Raw genomic sequence first — 16,092 nt, forward strand, 5'->3', positions numbered from 1 at the left:
CCTATTAATTACCCATTAGTGAGCTTGGATTGACATGCCTTTAGATCTAGAAGAACAAGAACAATTAGACCAATTCAAAGCGTTTTGGCAAAAGTACCGCAACCTGATTACTGGAGTAGTAACTGCTGCGCTATTTGCTTATGCCGCATACAGTGGATATCAATGGTGGCGCAACAGCCAAGCGCTTGAGGCTTCTAAGTTATATGAAACGATGGTGGGCGCCATCGCTAAGGGTGACAAAGATCAGACCTTGCGCGCAACCGACGATTTACAAAAGGATTTTGGACGCACACCTTATGCGGCAATGTCAAGTTTGATAGCGGCACGTATCGCATCTGATGCAGGCGATAGCGCAAAGGCCTTAGATTATTTGCGTTGGGCTGCAAAGAATGCATCAAATGATGGTTATCTTGCATTGGCGAAATTACGCTTAGTGACTCAACTGATTGAGCAGGGTGGCGAGAAGGATTTTGCTGAGGCTGATCAAATTTTGAAAGAGAAGCCAGTTGCTGGCTTTGAATCCTTATGGCTAGAGCGTCGTGGCGATTGGTATTTGGCTCAAAAGAAAAATGCTGAAGCTAAAGTAAGCTATCAAGATGCATGGAAAAAATTAGATCAAGCTAAAGAATTTCCTGAGGAGGCACGTCGCCTTTTGAAGGTTAAATTGGATGCTGTTGGAGGAGTTGCTCAGTGATGATTAAAGGAACGCAGCGTTTGCCAATACGGATGGGCGCTGCCCTGGTATTGGGTGCTTTGGCAATTACTTTAGTTGCTTGCGGCGGCAGTTCCAAAGTGAGGAAGCCTGCTGAATTAGCCGCAGTCACAAATAAATTTGATTTGCAGCCCGTATGGTCAACTAGCATCGGCTCCTCCGAACCCTTTAATTTTCATCCGGTTGTTGCTGGCGATGCGGTGTATGTAGCCTCTCATCGTGGAAATCTAGCTAGGATTGATTTGGCATCCGGCAATAAAACATGGGAAGTTTCTGTACCAGAGCGCTTATCAGTAGGGCCTGGCTCTGATGGCCGCACTACTGTGGCTGTATCGACTAAGGGTATGGTTTATGCATATGACGACACTGGCAAGCCATTATGGAATGTCAGCGTTGGCAGTGAAGTATTAAGTGAGCCGGTAGTTGCTGGTGGAGTGGTGGTCGTGCGAGCTCTTGATAATCGTTTTATTGGACTGGACGTACAAACGGGTACACGTAAGTGGACTTATCAGCGCCAGCAGTCTGCCTTGTCTTTGCGGGTTGGTTACGGCATGTTGCCCATCAACAATGAGGTGATTGTTACGGGTTTTGCAGGCGGCCGTTTTGGCATGATTGCGATTGCTAATGGTGGTCTCGTATGGGAGACGCCAGTGTCCTTTCCTAAAGGATTTTCGGAAATTGAGCGCTTGAATGACGTTACTGCCAAACCAAGTATGGAGGGAGACATTCTCTGTGCGGTTTCTTATCAAGGGCGCATTGGTTGTGGTCAAGCCCGCACTGGCAATCTCTTGTGGTTCAAAGACTATTCGAGCTATACCGGCACATCACAGGGTGTAGATATGGTTTTTTCGGCAAACGATAAATCTTATGTCACAGCATTTGCAACCAAAGATGGCACACAAGTTTGGGAAAACACGCAACTGACATTTCGTGATGTAGGTGAGTCACTCGCAGTTGGTAAAGTTTTATTAATGGGTGATGCTCAAGGCTATATCCATGCATTTTCACAGGCGAATGGCGAGATGCTTGCGCGTATTCGTCATGACAGTAGTCCAATCTCGGCTGCCCCGATTGCGGTAGGCGGCCTCATCTTGGTTCAATCTCAAGGTGGAAAAATAGCGGCGTACAGTCCAAAATGAATCCAGTCATCACTATCGTCGGCCGCCCCAATGTAGGGAAGTCGACACTCTTTAATCGCTTAACGCGTTCACGTGATGCTTTAGTTGCAGATTTTTCCGGCCTAACGAGAGACCGACACTATGGCAAAGGCCGTATTGGCGAGCGCGCCTTTATTTGCGTGGACACTGGTGGTTTTGAGCCGGTAGCCAAGACTGGCATCGTTGCCGAAATGGCAAAGCAAACTAAGCAAGCCGTTGCCGAGTCAGATATTGTCATTTTCTTGGTGGACGGCCGTTTAGGTATGGCGCCGCAAGATCGAGTGATTGCTGATTTCTTACGCAAGACTGGTCGACCAGTCATTCTGGCAGTAAATAAAACTGAAGGTATGCAGGCTGGTGTTGTCACTGCCGACTTTCATGAACTTGGCTTAGGTGAGCCATTCCCAATTTCTTCGGCTCACGGCGATGGTGTTCGTGGCCTGATTGATGATGCGCTAGATTCACTCGGTATTGCAGAACCAGATGAAGAGGAGTTGGCAAACGATCCAAATCGCCCAATGAAAATTGCGGTAGTGGGTCGTCCAAACGTGGGTAAATCAACATTGATCAATAAGTTGATCGGTGAAGAGCGTGTCATTGCCTTTGACATGCCAGGCACAACACGCGATGCGATTGAAGTGCCATTTGAGCGTAACGGCAAACCTTACATCTTGGTAGACACCGCAGGTTTACGTCGCCGTGGAAAAGTATTTGAAGCGATTGAGAAGTTCTCCGTAGTTAAAACTTTGCAAGCGATTGCGGACTGTAATGTGGTCATCTTGATGTTGGATGCACAACAAGATATTTCGGAGCAAGATGCCCATATCGCTGGATTTATCGTTGAGGCTGGCCGCGCACTAGTGGTTGCAGTGAACAAGTGGGACGGCTTGGATTCGTATGTAAAAGAACGTGCGCGTTTAGAGATTGCCCAAAAGCTTCGCTTTCTGGATTTTGCAAACGTGCATCCGATCTCTGCTAAAAAGGGTACAGGCCTTAAGGATCTCTTTAAGGATGTGGATGCAGCTTATGCCGCAGCGATGGCAAAGCTCCCAACCCCTCGTTTAACTCGTATCTTGCAAGAGGCGATCGAGCATCAACAGCCAAAACGCGTTGGTATGGGTCGTCCAAAATTACGTTATGCACACCAAGGGGGCATGAACCCCCCAATTGTGGTCATTCATGGCACATCCTTAAGTGGAGTGACGGATAGCTACAAGCGATACTTAGAGGGTCGCTTTAGGGATGTCTTTAAGTTGCGCGGAACGCCTTTGCGTATTCAGATGAATACGGCTAAAAACCCCTATGTGGATGACGATAAGGGTAAAAAAGGCAAAAAGCGTTAATTTGGGCTAAGCTTTTCATTCTGCTGTCGAAATGGGCTTGATTTTTTCGAAAATCAGCCCAATATAGAGGGCTTAATGAATTGTTTTTTCCGGCGGTGTGTATTCAGTAATGCGTAGTAAAAATGATATTTAATAAAAAAAGCAAGACTCCCAAAAAAAGTAATTCAGCAAAAAATAATTAAGGAGCAGTATGAGTAACAGTAACCCCAACAAAATTCAATTACTTCAGGATCCATTCCTCAATGCTTTACGCAAAGAGCATGTTCCTGTTTCGATCTATCTCGTCAACGGTATTAAGTTGCAAGGCAATATTGAATCCTTTGATCAGTATGTTGTGCTCTTGCGCAATACCGTAACGCAGATGGTTTACAAACATGCAATCTCTACGATCGTTCCTGCTCGTGCGATTGATTTCCGTTTAGAAGAAGCTAGCCCTGTATAAAACCGGAGTAGATGCGGCACGCGCCGTTCTGGTTGGGGTAGATACAGGACGCGAAGATTTTGCAGATAGCATGGCAGAGCTCAGCCTTTTGGCTGATAGTGCCGGCTCAATACCTGCAGCCACTGTGATTGCTCGTAAGGGCAGAACGGATCCGGCTTTATTTATCGGCTCAGGTAAGGCCAATGAGCTCAAGAGAGCGATGGAGGAGCAGGGCGCCGAGCTCGCTATTTTCAATCATCCACTTTCACCAACGCAGCAACGAAATCTAGAGCGTCATATTGGTTTCCATGTAATGGATCGCACTGGTTTGATTTTGGATATCTTTAGTCAAAGAGCGCAAAGTCATATTGGTAAGACGCAAGTTGAGCTTGCGCAAGTGCGTTATCGCATGTCTCGCTTGGTTAGGGCTTGGAGTCACTTAGAGCGACAGCGTGGTGGTATTGGTGTGCGCGGTGGGCCTGGTGAAACGCAGATGGAGTTGGATCGCCGTATGTTGGCCACCAAGGCGAAGCGTTTAGAGAACGAGCTTGAAAAACTGCAGCGCCAACAAAGAACCCAAAGAAGGGCTCGAAATCGCAAAGACGTATTTTCGGTTTCTTTGGTTGGTTATACCAATGCTGGTAAATCCACCTTATTTAATGCCCTAACAAAAGCAGGGACTTATGCGGCCGATCAGCTGTTTGCCACCCTAGATACCACCTCCAGAAAAGTCCATTTGGACGGGGTTGGGTCAATTGTGGTCTCTGATACGGTGGGATTTATCCGGGAATTGCCCCACCAGCTGGTAGAGGCATTTAGGGCTACTTTGGATGAAACCATCCATGCAGACCTGATTTTGCATGTTATCGATGCTTGCAGCCCTGTAGCCAGGGAGCAAAAGGCAGAAGTTGAGGCTGTTTTGGCGGAAATTGGGGCTGATGATATCCCTCGAATCGAGATCATGAATAAGATCGACCAGATGCCGCAAACCTTCACTCGAGGGGCCGTTTTAGAGCGTGACGGGCAAGGTTTTCCAAGCCAGGTTTTCCTGTCAGCCAAGACGGGCTTAGGGCTTGATTTACTCCGCTCGGCCCTGGCCGAATGCTCCCAAATGACTGATAGAATAAGGGTCGAGCACAACCGTGCCAAGAAGCAATTGGCCCCGGATGAGTTTTTAGAACCTTTACCTGAACGACCAGAAACTTCTGAATTTAATCCGATTGCCAACCGAAGCTATTTTTCTAATGACGCGTAAATTTCTCGACCTTTTCTCGGTGAATGATCCAGGGTGGGGCAATAGCCACAATGCCGGTGGATCTAAAGATGCCAAAGACGGGCAGGGAAGTGATCAAGCTCCAAAAGCGGATCCTGAAACCAATAAGCCTGTAGAGGTTCAGCCAAACCAGCCGACAAATCCAGTTAATAAGCCAGACGGCCCGCCAGACTTGGATGAATTGTGGCGCGATTTCAATGACAGAATTGCCGGTATCTTTGGCGGTAAGAAGAAGCCAGGCGCAACTAGCAATCCTTCGAGTAGGCCGGTCAATAAGCCAAGCAGTACTGACATTCCCCCGCCTTCACAACGCAGCAATGGAAGCGGCGGTAATGGTGGCAGCAATGGCGGCATGAATACGCCGAACTTTAATTTCAGCAATCCATTTGGCTCTAAGGCAAGTTTCCTGATCGCTGGAGCGATTGTTTTCTTTATGTGGGTATGCAGTGGCTTCTTCATTATCCAAGAAGGTCAGGCAGGCGTTATTCTCACTTTTGGTAAGTATGACTACACCGCAAAGCCAGGTATTAACTGGCGTATGCCATGGCCGATTCAGTCTGAAGAGACGGTGAACTTATCCGGCGTGCGCTCTGTAGAAGTGGGCCGCCCCGTATTAATTAAGGCTACCAACCAAAAAGATTCTTCAATGCTCACTGAAGATGAAAATATCATTGACGTGCGCTTTGCTGTGCAATATCGCCTGAAAGATCCTACCGATTATTTATTTAATAACCGTGATCCAGATGCAGCAGTAGTCCAAGCTGCCGAAACGGCTGTACGTGAAATCGTTGCTCGTAGCAAGATGGACACTGTTCTGTATGAAGGTCGCGAAAAGATTGGTATTGATTTAGCGAACTCTATTCAGAAGATTTTGGATAGTTATAAAACGGGTATTTATGTAACCAGCGTGACCGTACAAAATGTCCAACCTCCTGAACAAGTTCAAGCTGCGTTTGATGATGCGGTTAAAGCGGGTCAAGATCAAGAGCGTCTAAAGAGTGAAGGTCAGGCTTATGCCAACGACATTATTCCGCGCGCCAAAGGTACTGCTGCTCGCCTCATTCAAGAAGCTGAGGGCTATAAAGCCCGTGTGGTGGCTACTGCAGAGGGCGATGCCACACGCTTTAAGCAGATCCTTGTTGAATACGCAAAGGCACCTCAAGTCACTCGTGATCGTATGTATATCGATAGCATGCGCGAGATGTACAACAACGTTACCAAGATCTTGGTTGATACAACCAAGAGCAATAGCTTGCTTTATCTCCCGCTCGATAAGATTGTTGCTCAGGTAAGTGCTGAAAGTGCACAAGTTGCCAGTGGACAAGCTACCCCAACTACAAGCACTCCAACTGGCAGCGTAACGGTAGGTGGTGCAACGGGTGCAAATACAAATCCTAATGGCTCTACTTCCAGTGCTACTCCTGTAGCGCCAGTAACGAATAGCGCCGCAGATAAACGCGATGGTCTCCGCAGTCGTGATCGGGAGTCCAGATAATGAATGCCAATCGTTTAATTGCTGCAGGTATCGGCTTCATTGTGCTGATCTATGTTCTATCTTCAAGCGTCTTTGTAGTTGATCAGCGTAAGTTTGCTGTGGTGTTCTCATTCGGGCAGATTGTGCGCGTGATTGAAAAGCCAGGTATTCAGGTCAAGCTTCCAGCCCCATTTGAAAGCGTCCGCTTCTTTGATCGTCGCATTTTGACAATCGATAATCCAGAAGCAGAGCGCTTCATTACTGCCGAGAAGAAAAACTTATTGGTAGATTCTTATGTGAAGTGGCGCATTGTCGATCCTCGTAAGTTCTTCATTAGCTTTAAGGGTGATGAGCGCTTGGCGCAAGATCGCTTAACCCAGTTAGTGCGCTCTGCTCTAAATGAAGAGTTCACTAAGCGTACCGTTCGTGAGTTGATCTCCGATCAGCGTGAAGAAGTGATGCAAGGTATTCGCAAGAAGGTTGCAGATGATGCATCTGATATTGGCGTAGAGATTGTGGATGTGCGCCTAAAGCGCGTTGATCTCTTGGCGGAAATTAGTGATTCTGTTTATCGCCGCATGGAAGCAGAGCGTAAGCGCGTTGCGAACGAGTTGCGATCAATGGGCGCTGCAGAGTCTGACAAGATTCGCGCAAATGCAGAACGTCAACGCGATACGATCTTGGCAGAAGCCTATCGTGATGCTCAGAAGATTAAGGGTGCAGGGGATGCGAAAGCGACCGCACTCTATGCAGAAGCATTTGGGCGCGATCCTCAGTTCGCTCAGTTCTATCAAAGCCTAGAAGCTTACAGAAGCTCTTTCAAAGATAAGAAGGACATCATGGTAGTTGAGCCGAATGGTGAGTTCTTTAAGTTCTTGCACAAAAAATAAGAAAGCGAATAGTCCCAATCATGAATCGCTGGTTACTTCCTGAAGATATTGCAGACGTTTTGCCTGCTGAGGCTCGCAAGGTTGAGTCTTTGCGCCGTGCCGTCCTGGATTTGTATCAGTCATATGGCTACGAGTTGGTGGCTCCTCCTATTTTGGAGTTCTTAGATTCTTTATTGACGGGCACAGGCTCAGATCTCAATCTGCAAACATTTAAGTTGGTGGATCAGTTGTCTGGTCGCACTTTAGGTTTGCGCGCTGATATGACTCCGCAAGTCGCTCGTATTGATGCGCACCTATTGAATCGCGCTGGTATCACCCGTCTGTGTTATGCCGGCTCTGTAGCACACGCTCGCACGCCAGTAGGTAGCTCAGCGCGTGAGGAGTTACAACTTGGTGCCGAGATTTACGGTTGCGCAACCTGGGAAGCCGATCTAGAGGCGATCACTTTACTGCTCAAAACACTTTCTATTGCTGGTTTAGAGAGGGTTTACCTAGATTTGTCACACGCTGGTATTTTGGCGGGAATCTTGGATGGCCAGAACTTAGACAAAGAAACGATTGAAGCTTTGTACGGCTTACTACAAAGTAAAGATCGCCCTCGCTTAAGTCAGTGGGCAACTTGCTTGCCAGCAAATGTTGCGCAAGCACTAATGGCTTTGACTGAGTTGAACGGTCCTTGTGCTGCAGTATTGGTTCAAGCTAAGAAAGTATTACCTAAACATGCAGCGATTGACCAAGCTTTAGCGGATCTCGAGCGTTTAGTGTCTGCGGCAGCAAAGTTGTCTAACCATTTAGAGCTCAGTATTGACCTAGCTGATTTGCGTGGTTACCAGTATCACAGCGGCGTTATGTTTGCTGCTTATGTTGAGCAGTTGCCACAACCTATCGCCAGAGGTGGTCGTTATGACCATGTTGGTCAGGCCTTTGGTCGCCCGCGTCCGGCAACTGGCTTTTCTTTGGACCTATTAACTTTAGCCAATTTATCGCCATTGAACGTGCGCAAGCTGGCGATCTCAGCCCCTTGGGTCGACGATGCTGAATTGAACAAGGTAATCACCAGCCTGAGAAGTCAGGGTGAGGTAGTAATACAGATTCCAGTGGGTACTTCAGTAGAGGCTGCTGAATATGAATGTGATCGAGAGTTGGTTAAGCAAGGCAACTCTTGGGAAGTAAAGAAAAAGTAGAGCAATACATTTGGCATTAAGCAGTTAACTTATTTTGTAATTATCTTTTTGGATTTCATTATGTCTTCAACGCAGCAAACTAAAGGTCGTAACGTAGTTGTCATTGGCACCCAGTGGGGTGATGAAGGCAAAGGTAAGGTGGTGGATTGGTTGACTGATCATGCGCAAGCTGTGGTTCGTTTCCAAGGCGGCCATAATGCAGGCCACACCCTCATCATCGGCGATAAGAAGACTATTTTGCGTTTGATTCCCTCTGGAATCATGCATAAAAATGTAATCTGCTACATCGGTAATGGTGTAGTGCTCTCACCAGAGGCGCTCTTTAAAGAAATTGGCGAGCTTGAGTCTGCTGGTTTGGATGTCCAATCTCGTTTGAAGATTTCAGAGGCAACTACGTTGATTCTGCCGTATCACGTAGCAATTGATCATGCGCGTGAGAAGAAGCGTGGTGAGGCAAAGATTGGCACCACTGGTCGTGGCATTGGTCCAGCATACGAAGACAAAGTAGCTCGTCGTGCATTACGCGTACAAGACTTGTTCTACCCAGAAAAATTTGCCGAGCAATTGCGTGAGAACTTGGAGTATCACAATTTCATGCTCACTAATTACTATGGCGCTGAGCCAGTAAATTATGAAAAAACTTTGGCTGATGCAATGTCTTATGCGGAGCGTCTCAAGCCAATGGTGGTAGACGTCTCTAGCGCCTTATATGCTGCAGAGCAGTCTGGCCAAAATTTGTTATTCGAAGGTGCGCAGGGCACTCTGCTTGATATCGATCACGGTACTTATCCGTATGTCACTTCCAGTAACTGTGTAGCAGGTAATGCTGCCGCTGGTTCTGGTGTTGGCCCTGATTCTTTGCAATATATCTTAGGCATTACTAAGGCTTACTGCACACGTGTTGGCGCAGGTCCATTCCCAAGTGAGCTCTATGATCATGACAACCCAGCTAAGCAAGATCCGGTTGGTGTGCGTTTGGCTGAAGTGGGTAAAGAATTTGGCTCTGTAACTGGCCGCCCACGCCGCACTGGTTGGTTGGACGCTGCTGCATTGAAGCGCTCCATTCAGATCAATGGCTTGTCTGGCCTTTGCATCACTAAGTTGGATGTACTAGATGGTTTTGAAACAATCCGTTTATGTGTTGGCTATCACTTGGATGGTCAAAAATTGGATGTATTGCCACGCGGCGCAGAATCTGTAGCCCGTTGCCAGCCAATCTATGAGGATTTTCCGGGCTGGAAGGGTACAACCTTCGGTATTCGTGAGTGGGACAAATTGCCAGCGGAAGCTCAAAAGTTCCTGCGTCGTATTGAAGAGGTTGCCGGCAAGCCAATCGCCATGGTGTCTACAGGCCCAGAGCGTGATGAAACCATCCTCCTCCAGCACCCTTTTCAGGATTAATGGAAAATATTTCACAATTCATTAATTACGTAACCAACCCTATTTATTCACTTTTTTGTTTAAGAAGATAACAACATGACTGCGCGTACTACCTGCAATAGCCTTCAAGTGGCAACCCCTTTATATCGCTTTATCGAAGACAAAGTACTTCCGGGTACCGGTATTAAGAGTGCCGACTTTTGGAAAGGCTTTGATGAAATCGTTAAGGACTTAACTCCAAAAAATGAAGCATTGCTTGCTAAGCGCGATCGCATTCAATTGGATTTAGACAAATGGCACCAAGCTAACCCGGGCCCAATCAAAGATATGCCTGCATATCGCCAGTTTTTGAAAGAGATTGATTACTTAGTTGACGTTCCAGGAAAAATTACTGCAACTACTAAGAATGTGGATGACGAGTTAGCGCTCCAAGCCGGTCCGCAATTGGTTGTTCCGGTGCTTAATGCCCGTTATGCATTAAATGCTGCTAATGCACGTTGGGGTTCTTTGTACGATGCCCTTTACGGTACAGATGTGTTGTCTGAAGAAGATGGCGCTACCAAGACTGGTGCTTACAACCCAATTCGTGGCGCAAAGGTAGTTGCTTATGCCCGTAACTTCTTAGACCAAGCTGCTCCATTGGCTAAAGGTTCACACCGCGATTCAGTAGCTTACACAGTAGATGGTAATAAGTTATCCGTTAAATTAAAAGACGGTACTTCCATTGGCTTGGCTGATGAGAAGCAGTTCGTTGGCTACCAAGGTGATGCAGCGGCTCCAAGCTCTATCTTGCTACGCAATAACGGGGTACACATTGATATCGAAATCAATAAGAGCAAAACCATTGGCGCTAGTGATCCTGCTGGTATTAATGACGTTGTGCTCGAGGCGGCTCTCTCTACTATTTTGGACTTGGAAGACTCTATTGCCGCAGTTGATGGCGATGATAAGGTTCTTGCTTATGAAAACTGGTTAGGAATTTTGAAGGGTACGTTGGTTGAGGAAGTGAAGAAGGGCGACAAGACTATTACTCGCTCTCTGAATCCAGATCGTAAGTACAAAGCCGGTATTGGCGCTGTTGATGCAAAAGATGGCATCGTGACATTACATGGCCGCTCACTCTTGTTCCTCCGAAACGTTGGTCACTTAATGACTAACCCAGCCATCATCACTGGTGATGGCAAAGAAATCTACGAAGGTATCTTGGATGCAGTAGTGACTGTATTGATCGCTTTGTATGACATCAATCGTCCAGCAAGCCAAGCGATTGGTAACACACGCAAGGGGTCTGTATATATCGTTAAGCCAAAAATGCATAGCCCAGAAGAAGTGGCTTTTGCTGGCGAACTCTTTGGTCGTGTTGAGAAATTACTCGGTTTACCAGCTGATACTGTAAAGCTCGGCATCATGGATGAAGAGCGTCGTATGAGTGCCAACATCAAGGCGGCAATTGCGGCTGCTGGAGCCCGTGTAGCCTTTATTAATACTGGCTTCTTGGATCGCACTGGTGATGAGATGCACACAGCGATGTATGCAGGTCCAATGATGCGCAAAGGCGATATGAAAACCAGCAAGTGGTTATCTGCTTATGAGCGTCGCAACGTATTTGCAGGTTTGGATTGTGGCTTACGTGGTCGCGCTCAAATCGGTAAAGGGATGTGGGCAATGCCAGACATGATGAAAGCCATGGTTGAGCAGAAGATTGTTCACCCTAAAGCAGGTGCAAACACTGCTTGGGTGCCATCTCCAACAGCTGCTACCTTGCACGCGCTTCACTACCATCAAGTAAACGTAGCTGAACTCCAAAAGGAAATGGAAAAGCTCGATACTGCTGCTGAAGCTGAAGCATTGATCAATGATTTGTTGACTATTCCGGTTGTGGAAAAGGCTAACTGGTCTAAAGAAGAGATTCAGCAAGAGTTAGATAACAACTGCCAAGGTATCTTGGGTTATGTCGTTCGCTGGATTGATCAAGGCGTTGGTTGCTCTAAGGTGCCTGATATTCATAACGTAGGTTTGATGGAAGACCGCGCAACTTTGCGTATCTCAAGTCAACATATTGCTAACTGGCTACTCAATGGCATCGTGACTGCTGACCAAGTGAACGAGAGTTTGCAGCGTATGGCTAAGGTAGTAGATGGTCAGAATGCTGGCGATGCTTTGTATCAGCCAATGATGCCTAACTACCAAGATTCCTATGCTTATAAAGCAGCTAGTGATTTGATTTTCAAAGGTCTTGAGCAGCCTAACGGTTACACAGAGCCTTTGTTGCATGCTTGGCGTTTAGAAGTAAAGAAAGCTCACGCTAAGTAATTTAGCCGACGTTCTTGATAAGGATGGATTTGCTCAAAAAGCAAATCCATTTTTTATTGGTCGCAACTTATTGACTATTGAGTATGTTCGGATTTCTAAACCTCTTTACCAAATCCCATTCTCAGTTTCCATTTCAATTCAATGATGGAGGCAGGGAGAAGGCTGGTTTTAAAGGTGGAGCAGGAGACTGCGTTGTGAGATCTATTGCGATTGCCGCAAATCTTCCCTATATGCAAGTGTATGAAGATTTGAGACTTGCAAATGAGAGCTATGCCCAGCTCAAGAATGATCGGCTCGCTAAGCGGCTCAACATGAAAGGCTCCTCTCCTAGGAATGGTAATCATCGCAACGTCTTTCATGATTACATTTTGGCTCAAGGCTTTGAATGGGTGCCGACAATGAAGGTGGGCGCAGGCTGCCAGGTTCACCTACGTCCCGATGAGCTGCCTAACGGGGTCTTAATTGCTAAAGTTTCCAAACACCTCACTGCAATTATGGACGGAGTCATTCACGATACGCACAACCCTTCTAGGGGCGGGACTCGCTGCGTATATGGCTACTACCTTAAGAAGCGTTAGGATCTCTTTGGTGGTGTTTTAGATTCCAAGCAGCCTTATATGTACTTGTCATGCTAATCATGACTGAGGTAGTCCATGCCATCGCAAATAATCCTGAGAAGGAGATGAAGAAGGCAAGACTTTTCCATCCAGCTGGCAAGATATCCTCAATAAAACCGATGGTTGTATAGCAACTTCCGACAAATATCATGGCTTTAATGCCATCTTCAATTAAATTGAGCTCCAGGATATAAATTGTCCAAATGATGATTTCTGTCAGATGAATTAAGGCAATAAAGAAAAAGGTGAAGTAGAAGTGAAAAAATACACGGTTGTATTGCCTTACCTTGAGGTTGCCATTGGTTAATCTTTCGAAGCGCAACATGATGAAGTTAATTGCGCTGCCGTGAAAGAGGAGAATCAAGATGAGGCCGAATATGCCATATAGAGCGTCTCTAAGCAGTGGCAGCAGCGGAATGCCCGCTAGATTTGTTTGGCTTATTAGGTTGAGGGTGGTGGACATATATTTAAGGAGGTTGTGGTCGCATCAAGGAAAGCAATTTTCCCTATCAGGGTTGATAATGTCATATTGAATAACCCAAGTAAAGTAGCCCTTGAATAACGCCCCCCATACTGCTGAAACCAAGAAGCGAGAGCGCTTCTTTTTGTTTTCATTGGCGGGTATTCAGTTCACCCACATCTTAGATTTCATGATCATGATGCCATTGGGCCCAGATTTCATTCGGGAGCTCAATATCAATACGCATCAGTTTGGTTTATTGCTCTCTTCTTATACTTTTGCTGCTGCGATCGCGGGTGTATTTGCCACGTATTACATTGATCGGTTCGAGAGAAGGCAATTGCTTTTGCGCCTCTACGTTTGTTTCATTATCGCTACGATTGCCTGTGGTTTTGCTCCCAACTATCACATGCTATTTATCGCTCGCGCATGCGCTGGCGCATTTGGTGGAATATTGGGATCATTGGTGCAGACAATAGTGGCCGATTCCATTCCTTTTGAGCGCAGAGGGAAGGCCCTGGGTACGGTCATGGCTGCTTTCTCGGTATCTACTGTAGCTGGAGTGCCATTAAGTTTGTACTTGGCTAACAACATTAGCTTTCTAGGCTGGCGCGCTCCGTTCATGTTTATCGGTCTTATCTCTATATTGATTCTATTCATTGGGTATCGCTATATCCCTAAGATTTCTGGTCACCTAGATCACGTCAGAGAGGGTAGTCGCTTCAGGCAAATCTATGACATAGTCATAGCGCATGAACATGCGCGTGCCTTTGTATTTATGGGGCTCATTATGATTACTGGGTTCTCCGTGATTCCTTATATTGCCCTTTATCTGACCTCCAATATCGGCGTTGCAAATTCTTACATTTCGCTAATTTACCTATGTGGTGGCATTGCCACCCTAATGAGCTCGAGGGTGATTGGTCATATGGCTGATAAGTATGGCAAAGTGCGTGTCTTTAGGGTTCTGGCAATTGTGAGCTTGATCCCATTGTTAGTAACAACGAATCTTGTGCCAGTTCCCCTTTGGGTGGTTTTGATTAACTCCACGGCATTTTTTATCCTCATTTCAGGGCGTATGATCCCGGCAATGGCTATTGTGAGTCAGCTTGTGGAGCCAAAGATTAGAGGAACCTTTATGAGCTTAGTGGGCTCGACTCAGATGTTGGCTTCTGGTATTGCATCTGTATTGGCGGGCTTGATTGTCACCATCACACCGGACGGTAAGATGGAGCACTACAACCTAGTTGGTTACGGTGCTGCAATGTGTGGGTTGCTCACATTCTGGCTGGTAGGATATATTCACACTGATACAAAAAAAGCATAAGAACAAAAGAATAAAGAAAAGAGCATAAAAGGAGATCTCATGATTGAATTTAAAAAACCTGACGGACAAGCTTTAAACGGATACTTGGTTGAGCCTATTGATAACGCAAATGCCCCTGGCATTGTTGTTATTCAAGAGTGGTGGGGTTTGGATGATGAAGTAAAGGCTGTTGCAGATCGCTTTGCTAAAGCAGGATATCGGGCATTGGTTCCTGATTTATATCGTGGCAAATTGGCTCTCGAGGCGAATGAGGCAGAGCATTTAATGGGCGACCTAAATTTTGGCGATGCTGCTGGTCAAGACATTCGAGGTGCTGTCCAATATTTAAAAGCGACCGGCAGCGCGAAAGTTGTGGTAACTGGGTTTTGTATGGGTGGCGCTTTAACTGTACTTGCAGCATGCAACGTCCCAGAATTAGATGCCTCTATTGTTTGGTATGGCAATCCCCCTCTTGAGTATGTGAACGCGGAGGCTATTACTAAACCGATGCTAGGTCACTGGGCCTTGCACGATGAGTTCTTCTCGATCGCAGGCGTAGATCAATTGGAAGAGAAACTCAAAAAAGCGGGTGTGAATTATGAATTTCATCGCTATGACACTAAGCATGCCTTTGCAAATCCCAAATCAGATTCCCGCGGCTTAGCTCCTTTAGAGTACAACGCCGAAGCGGCGCAGCTTGCTTGGGATCGTACGATTCAATTTTTACAAAAATATATTAATAAGTAGGCTTTATGAATACTCGACGTGAAGACGCATTCTTTAATTGGATATACAAGAAGAGTAATATCCAAATTCTTTTAATGCTCATTTTATTCTTCGTCACACTATTAGATATATTGCCGCGCTTACTGCAAACAATTCACTTGTTTGCCCCAACTCAGGATAGTACTCGTTTAGGTTTAGGGCTCTTCGGGTCAATCATCACTTTAAGTGGTTTATTAATCGGTTTTTTACTGAATCAAGCGCAAACTAATTTTAGAGAAGTGCAAACGCTGGTTTCTCAGGAAGCAGGGCGTATTAATAACTTAGATCGCTTATTAACTCGTTTTGGTGATCCAGCTATAGCGCCTATTCGTGCAGAGCTATTTGAGTATATGAATTCCATCGTCAATGATGAATGGGCGCTCTTGCAAAAAGGCGAGGGTAGCCCTAAGACGCACATGCTTTGGCGTGGTATTTCTCGCAAGCTGATGTCTATCGAGCCCCAGACTAACCGTCAGACGGCAATGTATACCGACATCATTAAAAAGTCCGAAGAGGTTGCTGAGAGTAGGGAGGCTCGTATTGAGCGCTCGACCATTCGCTTACCCGGATTGTTTTGGGTTGTTATTCTGATTTGTATGTTTGCGCTCATGGGAACGAATACTTTGTTCTTGCCGTCAGACTCCTTTTTCTTTGGCCTCAAGATACTGCCAATCACTATGGGGGCATTAATTTCGCTATTGGTGATAACCGATCAGCCATTTAAGGGTCAGAATTCAGTTCAGCCAGACTCTTTCTATAAAATTATTGAATCCATTAAAACTCGTAAAGAGTAATAT

General features: G+C 46.2%; 15 protein-coding genes. 14 read left to right on the top strand and 1 reads right to left on the bottom strand.

Features of this window, described 5'->3' with window-relative positions; genetic code table 11:
• Positions 1-34: 34 nt before the first annotated feature.
• The 11 genes from AOC21_RS03615 to AOC21_RS03665 all read left to right on the top strand — a co-directional run bounded on the left by AOC21_RS03615 (position 35) and on the right by AOC21_RS03665 (position 12,725).
• Positions 35-694, top strand: coding sequence for a tetratricopeptide repeat protein (locus tag AOC21_RS03615; protein ID WP_215392418.1), 660 nt, complete (start codon positions 35-37; stop codon positions 692-694).
• On the top strand, positions 694-1,851 hold the full coding sequence (gene bamB / locus AOC21_RS03620; RefSeq protein ID WP_215392745.1) for an outer membrane protein assembly factor BamB: 1,158 nt from the start codon (positions 694-696) through the stop codon (positions 1,849-1,851). Before AOC21_RS03615 ends, bamB begins: the two co-directional genes overlap by 1 nt.
• Positions 1,848-3,212, top strand: coding sequence for a ribosome biogenesis GTPase Der (gene der / locus AOC21_RS03625; RefSeq protein WP_215392419.1), 1,365 nt, complete (start codon positions 1,848-1,850; stop codon positions 3,210-3,212). Before bamB ends, der begins: the two co-directional genes overlap by 4 nt.
• Before the next feature lie 190 nt (positions 3,213-3,402).
• A complete protein-coding gene (hfq, locus tag AOC21_RS03630) occupies positions 3,403-3,654 on the top strand; it encodes an RNA chaperone Hfq (protein ID WP_072582173.1) in 252 nt (83 codons plus the stop codon).
• Positions 3,655-3,682: 28 nt separating this feature from the next.
• Positions 3,683-4,888, top strand: coding sequence for a GTPase HflX (gene hflX / locus AOC21_RS03635; protein WP_215392746.1), 1,206 nt, complete (start codon positions 3,683-3,685; stop codon positions 4,886-4,888).
• Entirely contained in the window at positions 4,878-6,401 is a 1,524-nt protein-coding gene (hflK, locus tag AOC21_RS03640; protein ID WP_215392420.1) for an FtsH protease activity modulator HflK, read from the top strand. Before hflX ends, hflK begins: the two co-directional genes overlap by 11 nt.
• On the top strand, positions 6,401-7,270 hold the full coding sequence (hflC, locus tag AOC21_RS03645; protein WP_215392421.1) for a protease modulator HflC: 870 nt from the start codon (positions 6,401-6,403) through the stop codon (positions 7,268-7,270). Before hflK ends, hflC begins: the two co-directional genes overlap by 1 nt.
• Before the next feature lie 20 nt (positions 7,271-7,290).
• Complete coding sequence (locus AOC21_RS03650) at positions 7,291-8,454, top strand: ATP phosphoribosyltransferase regulatory subunit (protein WP_215392422.1); 1,164 nt, start codon at positions 7,291-7,293, stop codon at positions 8,452-8,454.
• Between the two features lie 60 nt (positions 8,455-8,514).
• On the top strand, positions 8,515-9,855 hold the full coding sequence (locus AOC21_RS03655) for an adenylosuccinate synthase (RefSeq protein ID WP_215392423.1): 1,341 nt from the start codon (positions 8,515-8,517) through the stop codon (positions 9,853-9,855).
• A gap of 75 nt (positions 9,856-9,930) precedes the next feature.
• Positions 9,931-12,147, top strand: a complete 2,217-nt coding sequence (locus AOC21_RS03660; protein ID WP_215392424.1) for a malate synthase G — start codon at positions 9,931-9,933, stop codon at positions 12,145-12,147.
• 83 nt (positions 12,148-12,230) lie between these two features.
• Positions 12,231-12,725, top strand: coding sequence for a hypothetical protein (locus AOC21_RS03665; protein ID WP_215392425.1), 495 nt, complete (start codon positions 12,231-12,233; stop codon positions 12,723-12,725).
• Here AOC21_RS03665 and AOC21_RS03670 read toward each other — a convergent pair.
• The gene (locus tag AOC21_RS03670) at positions 12,712-13,227 is read right to left on the bottom strand and encodes a hypothetical protein (RefSeq protein WP_215392426.1); all 516 of its coding nucleotides are present in this window, start codon (positions 13,225-13,227) and stop codon (positions 12,712-12,714) included. The genes AOC21_RS03665 and AOC21_RS03670 overlap by 14 nt on opposite strands.
• Positions 13,228-13,318: 91 nt before the next feature.
• On the opposite strand from AOC21_RS03670, the gene AOC21_RS03675 reads away from it, so the two are divergent.
• The 3 genes from AOC21_RS03675 to AOC21_RS03685 are packed head-to-tail and all read left to right on the top strand — an operon-like array spanning position 13,319 to position 16,089.
• Positions 13,319-14,551 (top strand): MFS transporter, encoded by a 1,233-nt coding sequence (locus AOC21_RS03675; RefSeq protein WP_215392427.1) that lies wholly within the window; start codon positions 13,319-13,321, stop codon positions 14,549-14,551.
• A 39-nt stretch (positions 14,552-14,590) separates the two neighbouring features.
• Positions 14,591-15,277, top strand: coding sequence for a dienelactone hydrolase family protein (locus AOC21_RS03680; protein ID WP_215392428.1), 687 nt, complete (start codon positions 14,591-14,593; stop codon positions 15,275-15,277).
• Positions 15,278-15,282: 5 nt separating this feature from the next.
• A complete protein-coding gene (locus tag AOC21_RS03685; RefSeq protein WP_215392429.1) occupies positions 15,283-16,089 on the top strand; it encodes a DUF4239 domain-containing protein in 807 nt (268 codons plus the stop codon).
• The last annotated feature ends 3 nt before the right edge of the window (positions 16,090-16,092 follow it).

The organism is Polynucleobacter sp. VK25 (genome assembly GCF_018687355.1).
Classification (GTDB): Bacteria; Pseudomonadota; Gammaproteobacteria; order Burkholderiales; family Burkholderiaceae; genus Polynucleobacter.